General features: G+C 58.1%; 18 protein-coding genes and 3 pseudogenes. 5 read left to right on the top strand and 16 right to left on the bottom strand.

Annotated features, from left to right (window positions below; genetic code table 11):
• Positions 1 to 59: 59 nt before the first annotated feature.
• The 3 genes from nifK to nifH all read right to left on the bottom strand — a co-directional run bounded on the left by nifK (position 60) and on the right by nifH (position 4213).
• A complete protein-coding gene (gene nifK, locus NMG46_RS26125) occupies positions 60 to 1601 on the bottom strand; it encodes a nitrogenase molybdenum-iron protein subunit beta (protein WP_254820254.1) in 1542 nt (513 codons plus the stop codon).
• Between the two features lie 129 nt (positions 1602 to 1730).
• A complete protein-coding gene (gene nifD, locus NMG46_RS26120; RefSeq protein ID WP_024505262.1) occupies positions 1731 to 3233 on the bottom strand; it encodes a nitrogenase molybdenum-iron protein alpha chain in 1503 nt (500 codons plus the stop codon).
• Between the two features lie 86 nt (positions 3234 to 3319).
• Complete coding sequence (nifH, locus tag NMG46_RS26115; protein ID WP_024505261.1) at positions 3320 to 4213, bottom strand: nitrogenase iron protein; 894 nt, start codon at positions 4211 to 4213, stop codon at positions 3320 to 3322.
• Positions 4214 to 4802: 589 nt separating this feature from the next.
• Between nifH and NMG46_RS26110 the strand changes: the two genes are divergently transcribed.
• Complete coding sequence (locus NMG46_RS26110) at positions 4803 to 5366, top strand: type II toxin-antitoxin system prevent-host-death family antitoxin (protein ID WP_236378831.1); 564 nt, start codon at positions 4803 to 4805, stop codon at positions 5364 to 5366.
• A 61-nt stretch (positions 5367 to 5427) separates the two neighbouring features.
• Positions 5428 to 5775: a hypothetical protein gene (locus NMG46_RS26105; protein ID WP_254820253.1), complete on the top strand. Its 348-nt coding sequence runs from the start codon at positions 5428 to 5430 to the stop codon at positions 5773 to 5775.
• 577 nt (positions 5776 to 6352) lie between these two features.
• Here NMG46_RS26105 and queE read toward each other — a convergent pair.
• From queE to queC, 3 genes are read right to left on the bottom strand one after another with little or no spacing between them, the layout of a single operon-like run.
• A complete protein-coding gene (gene queE, locus NMG46_RS26100; RefSeq protein ID WP_029356533.1) occupies positions 6353 to 7078 on the bottom strand; it encodes a 7-carboxy-7-deazaguanine synthase QueE in 726 nt (241 codons plus the stop codon).
• A 5-nt stretch (positions 7079 to 7083) separates the two neighbouring features.
• Positions 7084 to 7440, bottom strand: a complete 357-nt coding sequence (gene queD / locus NMG46_RS26095) for a 6-carboxytetrahydropterin synthase QueD (protein WP_029356535.1) — start codon at positions 7438 to 7440, stop codon at positions 7084 to 7086.
• Positions 7440 to 8138 carry a 7-cyano-7-deazaguanine synthase QueC gene (gene queC / locus NMG46_RS26090; protein ID WP_254820260.1) on the bottom strand — a complete coding sequence of 233 codons (699 nt, stop codon included), beginning with the start codon at positions 8136 to 8138 and terminating at the stop codon, positions 7440 to 7442. Before queC ends, queD begins: the two co-directional genes overlap by 1 nt.
• Positions 8139 to 8708: 570 nt before the next feature.
• Here queC and NMG46_RS26085 point away from each other — a divergent pair.
• Positions 8709 to 9012: pseudogene (locus tag NMG46_RS26085) on the top strand (transposase); the annotation flags it as partial.
• Between the two features lie 76 nt (positions 9013 to 9088).
• Here the strand turns inward: NMG46_RS26085 and NMG46_RS26080 are convergent.
• From NMG46_RS26080 to NMG46_RS26060, 5 genes and pseudogenes are all read right to left on the bottom strand, one after another.
• Complete coding sequence (locus tag NMG46_RS26080; RefSeq protein WP_029356540.1) at positions 9089 to 10123, bottom strand: LLM class flavin-dependent oxidoreductase; 1035 nt, start codon at positions 10121 to 10123, stop codon at positions 9089 to 9091.
• 27 nt (positions 10124 to 10150) lie between these two features.
• On the bottom strand, positions 10151 to 11347 hold the full coding sequence (hisC, locus tag NMG46_RS26075; RefSeq protein WP_126038032.1) for a histidinol-phosphate transaminase: 1197 nt from the start codon (positions 11345 to 11347) through the stop codon (positions 10151 to 10153).
• Between the two features lie 173 nt (positions 11348 to 11520).
• Positions 11521 to 11753 (bottom strand): annotated as a pseudogene (locus NMG46_RS26070) (IS21 family transposase); the annotation flags it as partial.
• Between the two features lie 168 nt (positions 11754 to 11921).
• On the bottom strand, positions 11922 to 12188 hold the full coding sequence (locus NMG46_RS26065; RefSeq protein WP_029356549.1) for an asparagine synthase-related protein: 267 nt from the start codon (positions 12186 to 12188) through the stop codon (positions 11922 to 11924).
• A complete protein-coding gene (locus NMG46_RS26060; protein WP_254820252.1) occupies positions 12185 to 12496 on the bottom strand; it encodes a hypothetical protein in 312 nt (103 codons plus the stop codon). The genes NMG46_RS26065 and NMG46_RS26060 overlap by 4 nt, the downstream gene beginning before the upstream one ends.
• 1204 nt (positions 12497 to 13700) lie before the next feature.
• Between NMG46_RS26060 and NMG46_RS26055 the strand changes: the two genes are divergently transcribed.
• Entirely contained in the window at positions 13701 to 14234 is a 534-nt protein-coding gene (locus NMG46_RS26055; RefSeq protein ID WP_029356553.1) for a peroxiredoxin, read from the top strand.
• Between the two features lie 69 nt (positions 14235 to 14303).
• Positions 14304 to 15737 (top strand): RNA polymerase factor sigma-54, encoded by a 1434-nt coding sequence (gene rpoN / locus NMG46_RS26050; RefSeq protein WP_254820251.1) that lies wholly within the window; start codon positions 14304 to 14306, stop codon positions 15735 to 15737.
• On the opposite strand, the gene NMG46_RS26045 is transcribed toward rpoN, so the two are convergent.
• From NMG46_RS26045 to NMG46_RS26025, 5 genes and pseudogenes are all read right to left on the bottom strand, one after another.
• Positions 15734 to 16333: a nitrogen fixation protein NifQ gene (locus NMG46_RS26045; protein ID WP_254820250.1), complete on the bottom strand. Its 600-nt coding sequence runs from the start codon at positions 16331 to 16333 to the stop codon at positions 15734 to 15736. The genes rpoN and NMG46_RS26045 overlap by 4 nt on opposite strands.
• A gap of 14 nt (positions 16334 to 16347) precedes the next feature.
• Positions 16348 to 17400, bottom strand: coding sequence for an LLM class flavin-dependent oxidoreductase (locus NMG46_RS26040; protein WP_254820249.1), 1053 nt, complete (start codon positions 17398 to 17400; stop codon positions 16348 to 16350).
• A gap of 137 nt (positions 17401 to 17537) precedes the next feature.
• Positions 17538 to 19139 (bottom strand): SDR family oxidoreductase, encoded by a 1602-nt coding sequence (locus NMG46_RS26035; protein ID WP_029356561.1) that lies wholly within the window; start codon positions 19137 to 19139, stop codon positions 17538 to 17540.
• Between the two features lie 148 nt (positions 19140 to 19287).
• Positions 19288 to 19875: a nuclear transport factor 2 family protein gene (locus tag NMG46_RS26030; RefSeq protein WP_050580531.1), complete on the bottom strand. Its 588-nt coding sequence runs from the start codon at positions 19873 to 19875 to the stop codon at positions 19288 to 19290.
• 138 nt (positions 19876 to 20013) lie between these two features.
• Positions 20014 to 20136 (bottom strand): annotated as a pseudogene (locus NMG46_RS26025) (ferredoxin); the annotation flags it as partial.
• Positions 20137 to 20149 lie beyond the last annotated feature (13 nt).

Genomic DNA, 20149 nt, shown 5'->3' with positions numbered 1-20149 from the left:
CTCAGCCTCCCCAGTCCATTGGGCAAGGAATGGCCTCGGCGAAAAGCCGGCCACGGCTCTTAGCGCGTGAGGTCATAGGAATAATCCGTCACACCCGTCTCGCTCGTCTCGCGATCGAGTTTGTCGAAGATCTTGTCGAGGATCGTCGTAAGCACGCGCAACGCGCCCTGGTAGCCAAAGAGCGCAAAGCGGTGATGATGGTGCCGATCGAAGATCGGAAACATCAGCCGGATCAGCGGCGTTCCGGTGTCGCGCTCCAGGTACTTGCCGTAGGAATTGCCGATCAAAAGGTCCACCGGCTCGGTAAAGAGCAGTGAGCGCAGCGCCCACAGGTCCTTGCCCGCCCAAACCTGGGCAGCCTTGCCGAAAGGCGAGGATGCTAGCAGCTTCTTCAAATCGGCTTCCCATGCCGAGGTGCCATTGGTGGCGAGGCAATGGGTTGGCTCGCCGCCGGTCTCCATGACAAAGCGGGCCATCGCGTGAACGAAGTCGGGATCGCCGTAGATGGCGTATTTCTTACCATGCAACCAGGATTGGCTGTCCGCCATGGCGTCTACCAGTCGGCCGCGCTCGAGGCGAATTGCCTCGGGGATCTCCTTGCCGGAAATCGCCGCGACCTCCATCAGGAATTCGTCGGTCGCCTGAACGCCGAGCGGATAGTGGAACGAGGCCGTCGCCTGCCCGACCTCCTCGCAATAGCCCAGCGTCTTTCGGGTGTTGTGATGCTGCAGCGAAAGCGTTGCCTCGGCGTTGAGGGCCTTCTTCACCTCGTTGATCTTCGTGCCCCCGTCATACATGCGGTATTCACCGTCCGAAGGCGTATCGAACTGGTCAGAGGCATCCTGGATGAATGTGTAGGACACGCCCATTACATCGAGCAGGCGCTTGAGCTCCCGGTTGTTGCCGACGCAGAAGCCGTCGAAGCCCGGAATGATGTTGATGGCTCCTTCGACTTGCGTACGCTCCTGGCCTTTCCAGAAGTGCTCCAAAATGCCTTTGACCATGTTGTCATAGCCGTCGACATGACTGCCAACGAAGGCCGGCGTGTGGGCAAAGGGCACGTCGAAGTCGCGCGGGACTGAACCTTCGTCCTTGGCGTTCTGGATGAAGCTGTGCAGGTCGTCGCCAATGACCTCTGCCATACAGGTCGTCGACACGGCAATCATCTTCGGGTCGTAGAGCTGGTAGGTGTTGGCGAGCCCGTCGACCATGTTCTTCAGGCCGCCAAACACCGCCGCATCCTCGGTCATTGAGGAGGAGACCGCCGCGGCAGGCTCCTTGAAATGGCGCGACAGGTGCGAGCGGTAATAGGCGACGCAACCTTGGCTGCCGTGGACGAAGGACATGGTTCGTTCGAAGCCGGCGGCAGCGAATACCGCACCCAGCGGCTGGCAGGCCTTGGCCGGGTTCACGACAAGCGCTTTGCGGGCGAGGTTCTTTTCGCGGTATTCCCACGTCTGGGTGAAATCGCGCTGATCGGAAACGATCTCATCGGGGTGCGGACATTCGAAGTTTAGCTTCTTCTCAGCGAGCATCTTTCTGTATTCCGGCTCGCGGAACAGGGGAGCGTGATCGAGAATTTTTTCAGCCGACTGCGGCATGATGATTACCTCTTTTGCATCTGGCTGCGCGGTACGGCAGCTCAGGACGTCAAGACGTTCCAGGCTCCGGCGGATCAGAGGCCGCGGGAGTTCACCGTCTCAGTGGGAGACTGGGGCTAAAGCAGATGTTTATTCGGCAGCCATCGCCCGCTCATCGCCCCGGCTTCTTTTCCAAGGCGCGTGGAATAGGTCCCAGACCGGGTTGTTGATGGCGAGATCCACATCACGTGCGAAAATGGCAAAGCCATCGTAGCCGTGATACGGGCCTGAATAATCCCAGGAATGCATCTGGCGGAACGGTATGCCCATCTTCTGCACCGGGTATTTTTCTTTGATTCCCGAGCCGACCAGATTTGGGCGAATCCCTTCGATGAATTTCTCCAACTCATAGCCGGTCACGTCATCATAGATCAGCGTGCCGTTCTTCACGTAGTGGCCGGTGCGCTGATAGTCGTCGCTGTGGGCGAATTCATAGCCGGTGCCCACGATGACCATGCCGAGGTCCTCGTAGGCCGTGACGACGTGGCGGGGGCGCAGGCCGCCGACATAGAGCATCACGGTATTTCCTTCCAGGCGCGACAGGTACTTGGCGATGACCGCATCAACAAGCGGCCTGTACTTGGCAATGACCTTTTCGGTCTTCTCCTCGATTTCCGGCCCAAAATGCTTGGCTATGTTGCGCAGAGAGGCTTCGATCTGGGAGGGACCGAAGAAATTGTACTCCATCCAAGCGACGCCATACTTTTCCTCCATATGCCGACAGATGTAGTTCATCGACCGGTAGCAGTGGATAAGATTGAGCTTAGCCTTCGGGGCGCGCTCGATCTCTGCGAGTGTGGCGTCACCCGACCAGTTGCCGACCACGCGCAGCCCTATCTCCTCAAGCAGTATGCGCGAGGCCCAGGCATCGCCGCCGATATTGTAGTCGCCGATGACGTTGACGTCGTAGGGGCCGGCCTCGAACTTGACATCCTTTTTGTCGAAGACCCAATCCCGGATCGCATCATTGGCGATGTGGTGGCCAAGCGACTGCGAGACGCCGCGGAAACCCTCGCAGCGTACCGGCACGATCGTCTTGTCATACTCCTTGGTCTTTTTGCGAGAAACCGCCTCGGTGTCATCGCCAATCAGGCCGATAGGGCATTCGGATTGCACGGTGATGCCGTTGTTGAGCGGAAACAAGACTTCAATCTCGTCAATGATCTGTTCCAGCTTCTTGTCGCCGCCGAAGACGATGTCCTTCTCCTGGAAATCGGAGGTGAACTGCATTGTCCCGAACGTGTCGACGCCCGTCGTACCGACGTAGTAGTTGCGGCGCTGCGACCAAGAGTATTGGCCGCAGCCGACCGGGCCGTGCGAGATATGGACCATATCCTTGACTGGCCCCCACACCACGCCTTTCGAACCCGCATATGCACAGCCGCGAATCGTCATCACCCCGGGAATGGACTTGATGTTCGATTTGACGTCGCATTCGGAAAGGACCTCGCTTTCCCCGCCAGCCTCGTTGCCGCTCTTTGCGACGTTGAGGTGCTTCTTGCGGCGCTTCGCCGCCTTGTCGGGATAATGCGACAGCACCTCTTCGATAAGCTTCGCATGAAGAGCACCGTCATTCTCGTATTCCCGGCTCATGAGTCCCCTTTCAAGGTTGGGTGACGCCTCAACGGATAGGCGCCGTTCTCTGCAAGGCGCGCCGATTCATGGCAGCGCTAATGTCACTACTGGGCCGCCGCCTTCGCCGCTTCCTTGGAGTGAAGCTCGGCAAGCATCTGCTCGTCGGTCTTCATGATGCCGAAGTCGAGCAGCATCTCCTCCAGCTCCTCCATGGTGATCGGCGTCGGGATCGTACCCTGGCCCGAATTGGCGTGGATCTTCTCGGCCAGAGCGCGGTATTCCCCCGCCTGCTTGGAGTCCGGCGCGTACTGGATCACCGACATCTTCCTGAGTTCGGCATGCTGGACGATGTTGTCGCGGGGCACGAAGTGGATGAGCTTGGAATTCAATCGGCCAGCCAGTGCTTCGGCCAGATCGAGTTCACGGTCGGTTTGACGTTCATTGCAGATCAGCCCGCCCAGCCGCACACCGCCCGAATGGGCATATTTGAGGATGCCCTTGGCGATGTTGTTGGCGGCATAGAGCGCCATCATCTCGCCGGACATGACGATGTAGATCTCCTGGGCCTTGCCTTCGCGGATCGGCATGGCGAAGCCGCCGCATACCACGTCGCCGAGGACGTCATAGGAGACATAATCGACATCGTCATAAGCGCCATTCTCCTCGAGGAAATTGATCGATGTGATGACGCCGCGGCCGGCGCAACCGACACCCGGCTCGGGGCCGCCGGACTCCACGCACTTGATGCCTCTGTAGCCGACCTTGAGCACGTCCTGGAGTTCGAGGTCTTCCACCGAACCTTCCTGTGCGGCGAGATCCAGGACGGTATCCTGAGCTTTCGAATTCAGGATCAAGCGTGTGGAATCGGCTTTGGGGTCGCATCCTACGATGAGGATTCTCTGCCCGAGGTCGACAAGGGCGGCGAGCGTATTTTGGGAGGTGGTGGACTTGCCGATGCCGCCTTTGCCGTAAAAGGCGATCTGACGCAGACCTGACATAATAGCTTTCCTTCCTTCGTTCTAATCATCGCGACTGCCCGCGACACAAGTGCCGATAGGCAGCTCGTGCCGCCTCACACCAAGCATCGCAAAAAGCGTACCAGCGTGATCGGCCGATCCGAGAAGAAACTTTGTTATTAAATTCCAGCCACTTAGACGGCGGCAAAACGCGCGAGCGGGCCTTTCAGGCGTCTGTCACGGACACGACAAAGCCGACACAGATTGTCGTGCGCCATCGAAACCGCCCTGTGGAGCTCGAAGCGGGATAATGGGGAGCTAGCCCAAAGCTGATGGCGAGCCATCGGAAGACGTCGGCTATTGTCTTTCCAGCCTGCTATTGATCGGGCGGTCGCTGGATGAGCAGGAGCCTGGGGCTTGACCGCCGCGCGGAATAGTTCAGGCAGGCTTGCGGAGCGGGAACGCCGGCGGCCGATAGACATCCGCGCTTAACCTTTCATAGCCCGTCTACGAGTTGGTTCCGCCGACGCGCTATATCGAAGGCAAATAATTCAGTACCTTAGCACGAGATCATTGATATTTTCAAAAAGATACGTATTATACGGATATGACGGATTATCGGGACAATTCTATGTCGGTCATTAGCTCGGTTGAATTTCAGCGCAACTTTGGGCTGTATCAGGACAAGGCGCTAGCGGAACCCGTGATCATCAGCAAGAATGGCCGCGAACGGCTTGTGCTGCTTTCGGTCGATGAATACCAGCGCCTAAAGGCGCATCGTGACGGCACTAGCGCGGGGCCTGAGAACGCAGCCCCCCCTGCTTTGCAGAGCACGGCGCACTTTTCACTTAAGAACCAAATACCAACCGAGCCACTAAGGGAATTGCTGTCGCACTTTCATTCGATCAAATCTGCCTTCGTGTACGGTTCAGTCGCCAAAGGCACGGACACAGAACGCAGCGATATCGATTTGATGGTGGTCGGCGATAACCTGAACCTCTCTGAACTTTATTCAGCCGCACAAAACGCGGAACTGAGACTAGGCCGAAAGGTCAGTCCGACATTTCTGTCGCCGGAGGAATGGCAACGAAAGGCGTCTCAGAAAGGGTCGTTTGTCCGCAAGGTAAGTACCCTTCCAAAGATTTTCCTCATCGGCTCGGAGAAAGATTTACAAGCGTGGGCAAGCAAGAACTAGACAACCTCGTAAAGATTGGGCTGATGAAAAGTGAGCCCCATCGCTGTCCGAATATGACGGCATGCTGGGTGGCGCGCGCAAGAATTTAACTGACGCACAGAAAGGTCTCGACCCCGACAGCCAATTCACTCTCTTATATGGAGCTGCGCATCGGCTTGCCCTGGCAGCCCTACGCCGCGAAGGCTATCGCTCGGACAATCGCACTTCGGTGTTTCAAGCGCTCGTTCATACCGTCGGAACCGACAAGGCTGACATTCAGATTTTTCTAAAGGCGCACAACGAGCGAAACCTCTCCGAGTACGAGGGGCACACAGACATTGATGCCAAATTGCTAGCTAACCTTATTGAGTGCACCACGAGGCTAGAGGTTTCGGTTGGCAAACTAGAACCGCCAGAAGATGACGAGTGAGCGGCAATCGAACACGCGCGGGCAAAGGGTCCGACGGTGCGGGTAGCGTATGCCCCGACCGGAACGAAGCCGAGCCGAGTTGCGCCGTAATCTCGGACGGCTTCACCTGTTGCGTGAACAAATCCATGAGATCGTTGGGCCAGTGAGGAAATCGATCTTCTTTATGGAAGGCATTTAAGCAACGGATGCATTCCCATGCACATCGCCGTTCTGTTTAGCAGCTGCCGTTGACCGGCGGGCCAGCCCCTTTGGCGTTCTGGTGTCTGACAGTCGAGCGTCAGGCCGGACCATGAGATACATCGATAAGGGCTGGACAAGGATGGGAGGGATGACGTGCTTGCGACGGAGGAAACAGTCAAGCAGCTGGGGCGAGAAGGCCAGTTCTTGCGGATTTCAACTTTGCGTGACGACCGCTCATCGGAGTCAAGGTAACACACGCCGGCAGCGGGTGTCCGGGCGGTTTCCAGCCGCACAATGCGAGACCGCTGGCGCGAACAAAGCTCGGCTGTACTCGGCACGCTAAGAGAGCCTGCCAAGCCGTCGGAGCCCGGCCTTCCGGTGCGACGCAAGCCGCAGACTAGACCGCCCTCTTGTTACCCCAAAGCAGAACGTGCAGCTGCGGCAACACGCGGGCTTCGAACCACCTGTCGCTGGTCACCCTTTCGACAAGCCATTCCATTCGCATCATTATTCCGTCCAAGTCGACAGAGGTGTCTTCACTGCCAGGGCGCGGCGGCGTGTGATTGCCGGGTTGCAGATAGATCGGAAGGTGCGGATATCGCGCCGCGACTTCTTTGGCGTAGGCATAGTCACTCTCGTCGAAAACGACGAGCTTGAGCACGATTTGCGGCTTCTCTTGCGCCGCTTCGAGGCACGCCTCAAACGCAGCCCAACTGGTCGTCATTTCGCTGGACGGCGGCTTTGGGCTAAGGATCAGCACGTCAAGATCCGCAAACCACTCCCTCACCACGGAACCCTGCGTTTCCAGTGCAAAACGATAGCCCTCGCGATGGCCTCGTTCTATGAGGGGACCGAACGGCTGAATGGCCGGGTTGCCGCCTGACAAGGAGACCATAACCGGCCTGCCGCCGGAAAGCGCATGGACGGTTTGCCACACGGCATCGATCGGCATCGGTAGCCATTCATTGCGATACTGATTGTCCACCGCGTGAAGGCTGTCGCACCATGAACAGCGATAATCACATCCGCCGGTTCTGATGAACACCGTCGGCAAGCCGATGAGCACGCCCTCGCCCTGGATCGTCGGCCCAAATATCTCGCTCACACGGATTGCGGGATGCATGTCGGTCACGGACGGTATTCCGCCCAAGTTTTCGGTGTTTCGCTAACGCGCACGGCCGTGGTCTGCGGCAGACGTGCCTTGCACCATTCATAGAAATGTCTGGCCAGGCATTCCGCCGTGACTTTCTCATGTCCCAGCACGTCGTTGAGGTGCCGATGGTCGAAGCTCTCGTCAATATAGCGTTTGAGCGGCGCCAGATCGTGATAGTCGCGCACGAAGCCGCGGGCGTCCAGTTCCTTGGCCGATAGCTCCACTACGACGATATAGTTATGCCCGTGCAGGCGCGCACATTGATGGTTGGGGGGCAAGGAGGTGAGCTGATGCGAGGCCGAGAAGTGGAATTCCTTGCTGATGTGGAACATTACGCGCGCCTCCTGCGGAGTGCCTCGAGCCAGAAATCGGCGTCCTCGTAGTCGGTGGGATCAGCGTGCCCGGCGAGATGGAACGCTTCGCGCCGCTCGACGCAGGTCCCGCATCGCCCGCAGTGACGCACGCCGCCCTTGTAACAGGACCAGGTCTCGGCAAACGGGGTGCCGTATCTTGCGCCATCCGCCACAATGTCAGCTTTTCCGAGGTTCACGTACGGTGCATAGAGGCGTATCTGCGCATAGCCGTCGAGCGCGCGGTCTTGCATTGTCTGGAAAGCTTCGATGAAGGCCGGACGGCAATCTGGATAGATGAAATGATCCCCACCATGCACGGCCGCCGCCACCGCTTCTGCCTTATGCGTGGCGGCCAGCCCGAAGGCGATTGCAAACATGATGGCATTGCGGTTCGGCACCACCGTAATCTTCATAGTATCTTCGGCGTAATGGCCGTCCGGCACGTCGACACTGTCGGTGAGCGCTGAGCCGGAAAGGCCACGGCCAATTTCGCGGAGGTCGATGATCTGGTGCGGGACCTTCAGTCGCTCCGCGCAAAGAGCGGCGAAGCCCAATTCCTTCCTGTGCCGTTGGCCATAGTCGAAAGATAGAAGGCCGGTGAGTTCATGCTCCGCTGCCACCATGCGAGCAAGGGAAACGGAGTCCAATCCGCCAGAGCAGACGGCGAGAGTCTTCATCATTGGTATCCTTGTTTTGACCGGGTAAGGCTGCGACCGGAGATTTCTCTGCGCCCCCACTACTCCAGCAACGCAATTTTGTGAACCGGGAGAATTTGCGCTCAGCCCGATTGGAACGAGAATGGTTCGCGTCCAACACGCGTGATCAATAAGAGTTGAGCGCTTCAGCAGTTTGTTCGCGTCGCGCGCACTTTCGCAACCTGCTGTCGGATTCGTCGACTTCGAGACAAGGTGATGTTCGGCCGACATCGGCTGCCTCTCAATTAAGCCGTAGAAACACAGGTTGGCTTTCTGGCCTTCGCTTGCGCGGTTGGCACGACAATTGATGTTCTATTTGTGGGGCGGCACACCCCGCCGACCGAAAGTGGCAGTGAGCTCCTTGAGGCGCAGGTTGATGCGCTGGTTCCATTCGGCGATTTTTCGATCTGGAACCAGAAAGCGATGGCGGCATGGATGCCAGCAAATTTGACATTGGCGACATCCGCCTGGAGAACCCTGCGCGGCGAGCGCTGCCAGGCCGGCGTGCCACATGCCACTGGAAGACCAAGGCCTTCACCGACATTGTCGCGGGGCGACGTAGTCGTCATGGGCGACCTGCCCGCCCACAAGGCCGCCGGCGTGCGCGACGCGATTGAGGCCGCAGGCGCGAGCCTGCTCTACCTGCCGCCCTACAGTCCCGACTTCAATCCGATTGAGAACGCCTTCGCCAAACTTAAGGCGCTGCTGCGAGCAAAGCCGAGAGAACCATCAAGGCTCTATGAGACGCGTCGGCGCGGTCGTCGACCTCTTCACCCCAGCCGAATGTGCCAACTACTTCAAAGCCGCAGGATATGAACTGGATCAAACAGGACGTGCTCTAGTGGTTTACGCCTGACACAAGAGTTCGGCCCCACAACCGTTTCGGAATGAGGAGCAGCGCTGCCGCTGCTCCTCCAATCACGCAACGGATTTCACGATGCGCCAACTCGAGCCATGATTTCGGATCGAATGGTCGATGCGGTGTATAGGGACGCATCCAGCGGCAAATCCCCAAATGCCAGTTGACACAGAAGATAATTAGCACCTGCCTCTTCCAACTGATCAAGGAGAGCTTTTCGGACAGAAGCTGCCGTTCCCACGACGCACAATTCACTTTCAATTGCTGCATCGAAGTTCAGAGGCAAGTTTGGTGGAGTGGGAATGGCATTTAGTTCGTATAGAAATTTGAAGCTCTTGAGCCATCGTTCATAGGCAGGTGCTGCGAGCAAATACGCATCTGTTTCAGAACGCTCTATCACCACCATTCGGAGCAATCCAAGAAATGGCGCTTGGTGGCCAATGTCAGCATCGTGAATTCGGGCGGCGCGGAACGCGTCGGTAACGCTGCGAACAGAAGTGGAAGGTCCGACGCAGGCGATGTTTGCCCCATTCGCGGCGGCCCAGCTAGCCGGCTCGGGTCGATTGGTGGCGATCCATGTCGGCGGATGGGGATATTGGTGAGGTCTCAACGTCAGCGGAACGTCTTTCAACTCAAAGTGGCGGCCCTGATAAGAAAGCGTCCCGCCTTTCATCGCATTGATGAGAATCTCGCTGGCCTCCGCATACTGTTCTGGTGCTGCTTCTACAGCAACCCCGAAGTATCCCAATTCAGTCGGAGCAGAGCCGCGCCCTATGCCGAGTTCAAGCCTGCCGCCGCTCAACTGATCAAGCATGCAGATCTCCTCGAAGGCACGCAGCGGATGATAGAGCGCAAGTAGCATTACCATGGGACCAACACGAAGACTGCGGGTTCGCTGGGCGACGCTCGCTAAGAACAAATTCGGTGATGGACCTCTGCCATGCGGCGTACAGTGGTGCTCTGCGAGATGATACGCATAAAAGCCATAGCCATCGCACGCTTCTGCTAGGCTCAGCCGATCTGCATATTGTTGGGCGATGTCATCGCCGTTTTCGTCCAGATGATCGAAGATGCCGAAGGTCAGGCCCGAAGCGAAAATTTTCTTCAATTAATTATTCTCCAAATTACCTATGATTTATCCACTATTGGAAACATCATAACTCACAACACATCGACACTTATTACTTGATACATTTCCAAAGCAATGTGAATTGACTTCATGCTTGTGCATACCGCGATTCCTCTTAACGTTCATACAAACGTTTTTGGCGGCAGCAAGGAATTTGTCCATCTGCTCTGTGGTGCCAATGCTGACGCGAATGCAGTTCTTCAAATCTATGTCAGGAAAGCTGGCGATGAGGATCTTCTGCTCTTTCAACGCGGCTTGCCAGCATGAGCCCTCCTGTCCCGCCGGCACACGGGCCAGCAAAAAGTTTGCGTGGGAGGGTGTTACTGAAAAGCCAAGTTGCAACAGCGCCAGGGTCACTCGCTGTCGTTCATGCTTGATGTGCCTGTGGTTCTCTTCGTAGGCGTGGCGATGCGCAAGAATGCTTTTCCCGACCGCCTGCCCGATCACGTTCATGTTGAAGACATTCTGGATGTTGCGCAGCCTGCCAATGATTTCTGGGTGACCGAAACCGAAGCCGACTCGCACGCCAGCGGCAGCATAGCTCTTTGAAAAAGTCCTCAAGATCAAAAGATTCGGATGCCTATTGACGAGGCGCAGGGCATGGTCGGGTGCGAAGTCAACGTAGGCCTCATCCAAGACGATCAAGCGATCTGCTTGCTCCACAAGGCGTTCGATTTCGGCCACCGGCACGAATGTTCCGGTCGGATTGTTCGGATTAGCCAACAGAATGAACTTCGCGTCTTTTGCGGGGCCGGACAGCAGTTTTTCTATCGGCAGGGGATGAGCTTCGCTCGATGCGATTTCGAGAAACTCGGCACCCTGCAACATGGCAAGTTTACGGTTGAACGAAAATCCGGGCGACAGCATCGCCACTCTATCTCCTGGGGCGAGGAAAGCTCTGTAGATGAGTCCGAGCAGTTCCGACGAACCGTTGCCGGCAATCACCTGATCTTTGGAAAATCCGTAAGTGTCGGAGGCAGCTGCCCTTAAGCTGAGATTGTCGTCTTCCGGATAAAGATACTGGTGTTCGATCGCAGCAATTGCACTTTGCATTACGCTCTTCGGCAACGGAAACGGGTTCTCGTTCGTATTTAGCTTAACGCAATTTGCATCCGTCGCTGGTCCGTTGGACGAGAGAGCATCTAATTTGCTGGCCACCGGCGAAAAAAGCGAAAGCACGGTCTTCAGTTTTGCATCGCACATGTTCTTCTCCGTTTTTCAGTCCCGCAGGGCATGTGACATGAGGCAATCGTTGATCGTGACTTGATCGACGTTCGGCTGTGTCAGCGCTGCCTTCCCACCTTGGTGGGGATCGCCGACCACGGTTTGGATTTGACACCGGGAAGCTGTCGAGAACCTGATGACGACCCAACGTGTGGCCGACGGCCGATTCGGCGCAACAGACGGTGTTTCAACATCGCATCGTCGTCAAAGCCGCATGCAGGGCCAGCACGACAGCCCGCCTCCAGCGCCCGCAGAAATAGGTGGAAACCGAGGTCTTGCCGAACCTCAGTTGCTCTGCCACCTCGCCCACCGGACTGCCCTGTTTATGGGTCAGGCGCAGGGTATCTCTGACGCTCGTTCGTCTTGCTTGCTTCCGTCTTGGCATGGGCTCTCTCGGTTCGCTGATGAGAGAGCCAAATACCGGCTCATCTGAGCATGAGACGCGGGCCTGACGATATGGAGCGTCTCTGGTGGCGCGCGTAGCCAAGAGGGTTCGCCTCGCTGGCGGGGCATGCAAGACGGCGCACCTCCTTGGCCATCCTGTCCCATCGTCTCAGATCGTGAGGCGCACCTTATAGTCGGCGAGGAGATCTTGCAGGGTCAGGATACGCCCTAGCCCCTTAAGGTTGTTGGTCGCACCGAGCAAAGCGCGGGACCTGTCGACGGACAACAGCGGTGCCACTGCCGCACTAGGGTCGTCCAGCACCGCAGTGAACCGCGTACGTAGCATTTTGTCGTAGGCGGCATCCTGGATAGCCGGATACGGGCTCTTCACCCGCTGCACCACCGATTGCGGGATGATGTCGCGAGAAACATTCACGGATTTCGTGAAAAAAGTGTACCCGCCGAAGAGCCCCACCCGCGGGGGCGGTGCAGCGCCACCTCGGTGTCACTGCTCGTGTTCATGCGATGGCCTAGGCCGGCCAGCTGTTGACGCAGCTCGCGGTAGTTGTAAGTCTCACCCGTGTAGACGAGCACCAAGTCAGGTCGGCCATCCTCCTGGAGCATCATCGGCTGACGGCCGCCATGGATCTCGATGATTGCCAGGCGGTGGTGTCCCAGCGCCGCAGGCCCGCCGATCCAAGTCCCCTCGTCGTCCGGACCGCGGTTCGCCATGGTGGCCGTCATATCGGCAAGCTCCTTCGCGCGTCGGGACCTCCGAGGTCTCGATTGAAGTCGATCCATTCACAGATGCCGCACAGGTTTGGCTCCCTCCTGAGATAACTGTCGCCGCATTTGGGGCGAAGCAGATATTAGGCCAGTGGGAAACCATTCGAGGCAAAGTGACGGATCTAGCCCAGCTACGATCCGCATCCGACATTGTCGGACATCGGACAGCACCGCGATTCGCTGCATAGGAAGGCTGGAGTCGCGATTTCCCTAGGGGAATCAGCGCATGAAAGGAGAGCTGGGTCGTGTCGGCCGAAATGAGAAATTGCTCCCCTTATTGCCTCACCTAGGAATGTTACCCAGCGCGATAGACCGGCATGCCCTATCTCCCCCCGTTGCAGCTGAGGGAGATAGGGGCCAGCTCTTCATCCAACCGCCATGGAGGATGATCAGCCCAGCCATTTCCATGCGCCAGGCCTTCACAAGCCGTGCACCATTCAGGTTCTTTTCCTTGAAGCGCGACGATCCTTGTCAGACGTCGCAACACTTGCTGCCGAGAGCACGAGCTCTTCCTCGAGCATGCCTTGATCTGCGGCTCGAACGGCTCGCACATGCTGGGTCTCAACGACTTCGCAGAGGTTGATATTCTGCAGTGACTTTCGTCTCGCTGCTGCACGGCATTGACGCTGGGAGCCATGCTCGCGTGGCGCAATTGTGCTGAAGAACGGTGCCCACGGCAACGTTTCTTAACCCGCCCCAGGTCCTGGCGTTTGGCTAATTTCCGACATTCGTGTCCGGCTTCGGACAAAGGCCGGGTTTGCCGAACGGAGTCCCACCCAATTTCCAGTGCTGCTTGAGCAATAATATCGACCGGCATTACTGCACAACACGAAAGTTGCTGCAAAAACCGAAGTGAACCCAAGGCATGGGGTCAATTGGCATGGCGCTTGCGACTCGGTCGCTTGAACGCAGTCAAAACCACGGTTGGAGACCATGCCTACCTCTCAAAGCTCGATAAAGCACGCGAGCAAACATTCCCCGTCCCCGCGGAAAACTGGAAGCTCGTCGCCGTTAAACGTCCCTGCTCGGGGGCGGTCTTGCACAAGACTGGTCCGAGGCAACCACGCCAGGGCGAAAGGCTGCCGGAACTGTCCACCGAAGTCGATGCCGCTTCAGTTTAACCGAAAAATGCACCGTACCACTTTGGCCTGGGAGCAAATCAATGACCGATAGAAAGAACGTTCCTCTCGTGACCTTTCGCACGCGTGTTCGCGATGAGTCGATCGGGGGGCCAAATCCTTATCGGTGGGAGAACAAGACCTCCGACGATTATTTCGGGGGCAAGCGCGTTATCCTGTTCTCGCTGCCTGGCGCCTTCACCCCGACCTGCTCGACCTTCCAACTGCCCGATTTCGAAAAACTCTATGATCAATTTCTGGAACTGCGAATTGACGCGATCTACTGCGTCTCAGTCAACGATGCTTTCGTCATGAATGCGTGGGGAAAGTCCTTGGGGCTGCAGAAGATCGAGCTGATCCCAGACGGGTCGGGCGAGTTCACGCGCAAGATGGGCATGCTGGTCGCGAAGGACAATCTGGGCTTTGGAATGCGCTCCTGGCGATACGCCGCTCTGATCGACGATGGCGTGGTGGAGCAGTGGTTCGAGGAGGAAGGCTTCTGTGACAACTGCGAGACGGACCCCTATGGCGTTTCATCCCCGCAAAACGTTCTCGACAAACTGAAGGCGGCGGCATGACCCAGAAGTGGCAAGTCTCACACAACCCCAGCACACACTAGAGCCTCCTCGGCAGATTACCGGTTCAACATGCATCTCTCAGCAAGCCTGCTTCAACGCCAGAAGCAACGTATGGTCTTATCGCCTCAAGCCATTGAAGCTATTCGCTTGCTGCGATTGACGCATACTGAACTCCATCAGCTCGTGGAGCAGGCACTCGAGAAGAACCCCGTTTTGAAGCCTGACCCGTTTGACGACGTTTCGCCGCTGCCAGGGGAGGATCAGCGGAGCAGTCAAAGCAGAAGCGAAATCGGCGAATCGCCCATTGGCGGGCCGTCTGGCGGGCGCGGGCAATGGAAGTCGCAACGCAGTAGCGGCAACGATCGACCTGCCGTCGAGGAGTTTACCGCCCACACCGAAACATTGCACGACCATGTCGCCCGCCAGGTCGCCCTCACCCCGTTCACCCCCCAGGAGCGGCTGATTGCCGGACAGCTCGCCGCCCATCTGGAGGACACTGGCTATCTTCAGGTAAACCTTTTCGATCTGGCCGGGAGGTTAAACGTTCGGCAAGCTGATGTGGAACGGGTCATCGGAATCTTGCAGCAATTTGATCCGCCGGGGATTTTTGCGCGAACTCTCAGCGAATGCCTGGAGATTCAGCTGCGCCAGCAAGACCGGTTCGACCCGGCTATGGCAGCTTTGGTCGCCAATCTCGAGATGCTTGCACGGGGGGATTTTCAGGGATTGAAGCAGCGTTGCGGAGTCGACGAGGAGGATCTCCTCGACATGAGGAACGAAATCCGCGCGCTCGATCCCAAGCCTGGAGACCGGTTCCAGTCCGGGACGCCGGAAACCATCGTACCGGACGTCTGGGTAATGCCCTCGTCCGAAGGTGGATGGCGGGTGGAGCTTGATCCGGCCACGCTGCCCAAAGTGTTGATTAACCAAACCTATGTCGCCGAAATCAAGCAGCTGACCAAGCAAAATCCGGAAGGCAAAGCGTTTCTCGACCATTGCCAGGAAAAAGGGAACTGGCTGATCAGCAGTCTCAAGCAGCGCGCTAATACGATCCTTAAGGTTGCGACCGAAATCGTGCGCCAGCAGGATGACTTTTTGAAACACGGCGCCGCCCATCTGCGGCCTCTCTATCTCAGAAATGTCGCTCACGAGATCGACATGCACGAGTCGACGGTAAGCCGGGTGACTTCGAACAGGTACATGTTGACTCCGCGCGGGGTGTTCGAGCTGAAGTATTTTTTCGCGGCGCCAATCGCATCCTGCGAGGGCGGCGACGCGCACTCCGCCAAAGCTGTCCGCCATCGGATCAAGGCAATCATAGCCGAAGAATCGCTCGACAAGGTACATTCCGACGAAGACATCGTTGCTCAGCTCAAGGAGACCGGCATCGATGTCGCTCGCCGTACCGTCACCAAATATCGCGAGGCGATGAACATCCCTTCCTCCATACGACGGCGCCGCGAAAAGCGTTTGTCCGCAGCTGCGATCAAGCGAAGTGACTAACCGACATTCCTGGTCGGCGAGAGGCGACTCTCAACTTCCTCCGGGCCGAAGCAGCTTTCGAAGTCATGGCATTCCCGACAACTGGGTGCAGTGCATGACGAAAAGCCTTCGGCCTCACACAGCTTGCGGTAAAAGTACTTTTTCCATTTCATGTTTTTTGTGTTGCCTGCCGCCAGCGCGGGAAAATGTCTGGCAAGCAGGCGGCTGAGCTCAGCGCGATTTGAGAGGCCAAGATCCCGCCAAAGATGGTCCGTGCGCATCGCACGCCGGGCGATGATCTTGGCCAAGCGGGCGCTCGCCGGGTCGCCCGGCGCAGCATGCGCTAGCAGCAGCCGGCGCAGCAGCTCCTCTTCCAGTTCCGGCTCGGGCTCGCTCAACTCCTCCAAAGCGAATACGCTGCTGGAGGTAGACGGGAAAGTTGCGGCCAAGACATCACGCAATTCGACAGACGAAAGGCCTGTCCCCTCCGTCGCCAACACCTCGCCCGCCTGGACCTCCTCAAGCGAACGCGAAAGCACGCAGGGCAGCACATGCTGATCGAAGCTCCTTCCTAGCTCGGACCCACGCCATTGCGCGCGTGGATAGGCAGCCATCATCGTAACGGCCGGCTTCAGCTTCCGGCATGACAAAGCGCCTTGTTGACCGCAGGGATGATCTTGTCGCCCCAGAGCTCGATCTGGCGCAGCATCGTCTTTTGGTCGAAGTCGCCCAATTGAGTCTGAACTGCGATCTGGTCCGGTTTCAAGATATCGATCTCTTCCAGCAGGCGATCAATCACGCGATTTACGCTGCCAATCGGCAAATTTTTGCGCATGGTGTCGAAGGACAGATCCTGCTGGGTCGGTGTCTCCTGCAGCAGATAGCCATCGTGGCTCTGTTGGCGGCGCTGATGCAGGGCTTCAGAAAGCCGGCGCTGGAAGCGGGCATTGTCGAGATAGCTGTTGATCTCCAACTCGTCGTGGCTGGCATAGCAGCAGCGCAGCAGCGATATCTTGACGTCGGTGACGTTCTTTTCCTCGGATGCCGCCGCCCTCTCGACTGATTCACGCAGTGTGGTCAAAGTCTCTAAGCCGTCGTGGAAGGCTGTGACAAAAAAATTGTGCCCGTCGCGGTAGGCCCGAGCCATCCGTGCGGCTCCGCCAGCGATCCAGATAGGCGGCGTCGGCTGCTGGACTGTGCGGACCGAAATCGCTGTTGGGGGGATCTTCTCATACTGGCCGTCGTGTTCGAAGACGTTTTGGTTGAGGCCCTTGAGAATGATGTCCAGGTATTCCGAAAAGACGGCCGGCGCCTCATTGATGTCCACGCCGAACCGTTCGAACTCGAACTGCTGGTATCCCAAGCCTACGCCGAGCTCGAGACGGCCGTTCGCAACGATGTCGGCGAAGCCGATCTCGGACAGCAGGCGCTGCGGTTGGTAAAGCGGCAGCACGCAGACGGCAGTGCCCAGGCGAATCGTGCTTGTCAAGCCGGCGCAGTGCGCCACCATCATCAGCGGGGATGGTATGAGGCTGTAATTGTTGAAGTGGTGCTCAGCAAACCACGCGGTGTTGAACCCAGCCTGCTCCGAAGCGACGGCCTGTTCGATGGAGTTGCGGATGACGCTTTCTGAGGATTGGTGATAGCCACGCTGGGCGGCCAGAATGAACGTGGCAAATTCCATGATTTCTCCTCGTTATAGACACGTCAGCCGACCGGGAATGTGCTCGGCATGCACATGCTTGGATCTCAAGCACCTCGGGTGCGTCGTGGAGCCGAGGCTTCATAATGCTCGGCCGGTCGCCTGCGAAGGCCTGGCAATTAACCTGCGGCCTCCGCAAAACATTCGTCATAGAGTTCGCTGGCGTTTCCCGCATCACCGAACGAGGTCCAGCCGCCGTCCACGTAGAGGATCGAGCCGTTGATGTATGAGGCGTCAGACGAAGCAAGGAAGAACGATGCATCTGCGACGTCTTCTGGCCGTCCCATCCTGCCCATGGGGATGCGTCGTCCGATTGCTGCCAGGTCGATGCGGCCGGCTTTGGCCAACTGAGCAAGTGCGGGCGTGCGGATGTGGCCAGGAGCGACGGTGGCTGTCCGAATTCCGACCGGCCCGAGTTCGGCCGCCATGCAACGGGTCAGCATATCCATCCCCGCCTTGGAGGCGCCGTAGGCATGGCGCGGCGCGAACGGCAGAAAGCTGTCGATCGACCCGAGATTGAGGATCACGCCGCCCGGGCGCATAGCCTTGATCGCTTCGCGCGCGCAGGTGAAGGCGCCGGTAAGGTTGACATCCAGGACGTGTTCGAGCTGTTTCGACAGTTGCTCGATCGCAGGCACAATCCTGTCGGCGGTATCAGCACTATTGACCAGAACATCGATATACCCGAAGCGTCCCCTCAGTTCTTCGAACATCGACACCACATCGCTCTCGACGGCCACGTCCAGCGATTTCGCCAGATGCTTGCCGGGGAGCGATGTAGCCAGCTCTGCCGCTGCAGTGCCATCTTTATCAGCAATCACGACGGTGTCGCCGTTCGCGGCAAAGCGGCGAGCGACGGCCGCGCCAATGCTTTTTGCGCCACCGGTGACGAGCACGATTCGCGCATCTGTGCATTCGGCCGGACAGGAGAGCTCGGCTTGGAGCGCACCATCCACCGGCGGGTGAGCATCCCCCGGCTGGTTGAATGACATCCAGCCTCCGTCGACTGCCAGCACCGAGCCGGTGATGTAGCGCGCCTGCGTGCTGCTCAGAAAACGCACGACCCTGGCGATCTCGTCGGGGCGAGCCAAGCGCCCCATCGGCACGCGGCGGCGTATCGCCGCGAGGTCCATTTTGCCAGCGCGTGCCAGTTCTGTGACCATTGGGGTGCGGACGGAGCCCGGCGCCACCGCCGTGACGCGGATTCCTCGCATAGCCCACTCGCATGCAAGGGACTTTGTCAACGAGATCACGCCAGCTTTCGAGGCTGCGTAGGCGTTGCGCCTGGGATTGCCGACCACGCCCGCCATCGAAGCCACATTGACGATCGCACCGCCCGGCTTCATGCGCCGCGCCGCTTCCCGGGCCATAACGAATGGCCCAATAAGGTTCACTGTCACGCCGCGTCGGAAGGTATCGACAGCGGTGTCGATGATCCTATCCATCGTGGGTCCAACCGCCGCATTGTTGATGAGGACATCGATTTGCGCGAACCGTGCTTCGACCTGGCCGAAAAGTGAGAGCATGTCCTTCTCTCGCGACACATCGCACTCCAGACCGACGTGCGGCGACCCGAGATCCCGAGCCAGTTCAACCACACCACTGCCCGGAAGGTCCACCGCAACTACAGTGTCTCCGTCCGCGGCAAGGATATCGACCAGGGCACGGCCGATCCCGCCCGCAGCGCCTGTGATGATTACGGTGCGTGCTGCCAGTTTCACGAGAGCTTCTCCACGATGACCGCTTGTGATCTCAGCCCATCAACCTTGGGCGGAATGAAGGGCCGAGCCAAATCGTTGCAGTGACCGCCAGTTGCGGCCCCACACAGATGTCGTTCCCGTAGGGCGCTCATCCTCCATTTCTACCCACTTATGCAGCTCCCAGTTGGGGACCCTCGACGCCATCTTGGTCGGTGGGGATGTGACCCTTGAGCAACTGGTAGATGGGATCGTCTGGATGTGGTGCTCCAATCGGCTGTCGCCGGCCGAACCTATCTGCCTCAAGAATCGCTGGCGGGATTTGCTCCTCAACCCAATCGTAGACGACTGTCCGTTCCGCAATTCGCCACTCGTCCTGCCTCTTCTGAAACAGATCGCAGTAACGGCCGCAAAGCAGCGTCTGACGTATTTCTTGGTCTGTATCCGGTCCGCGTTGCAGCGCGGTGAAATAGCTCTCGACCGCGGCCTCTGCTGAACTGATGAAGTCGATCAGGCTGTTCGTGATTTGATGGATATTACGGTGCCCCGGCAGACCGAGAGCAAATTGGATGAAGTCCTCTGCCGGTCCGCAATAGGGACCGTGCCTGTCATACGCTTCGGGCCAGTATGCGCTACGCAGCGCCGCCTCATCGGCGCGGTCTATCCCGCGGCAGTACCGATACAGGCAGTTGCGGATCGCCTCTCGGTCACGCAGTTCGGTAATTTTCGCGTGGTCGACAGGGTCTGTCGCGAATTGTATGATTGTTTTATCCTTCCCGATGCCAGTCTGCACTTTGCGTGTGTCTCTCTCTACAACTGAGTTAGCGGGGGGCTCGTCAACTTCCAGAGCTTGTTCGGGGCAGGCTCGTACCCCTTTTGAGGCAAGCAGTTGCTCCCCATCGGCAACATCAATATCACCGGGCAAGATGTAGCCGGCGTCATCAAGCTTGAAGACTCTCGGCGCCCGCGCCCAGCAGCGCGCATGACCCTGGCATCTGGCTTTATGTACGACGACACGCATAGCGAACTCCAAT

Source organism: Mesorhizobium sp. LMG 17147 (assembly GCF_024297145.1).
Taxonomy (GTDB): Bacteria; Pseudomonadota; Alphaproteobacteria; order Rhizobiales; family Rhizobiaceae; genus Mesorhizobium.
This window is presented reverse-complemented; position numbering and strand designations above follow the sequence as displayed.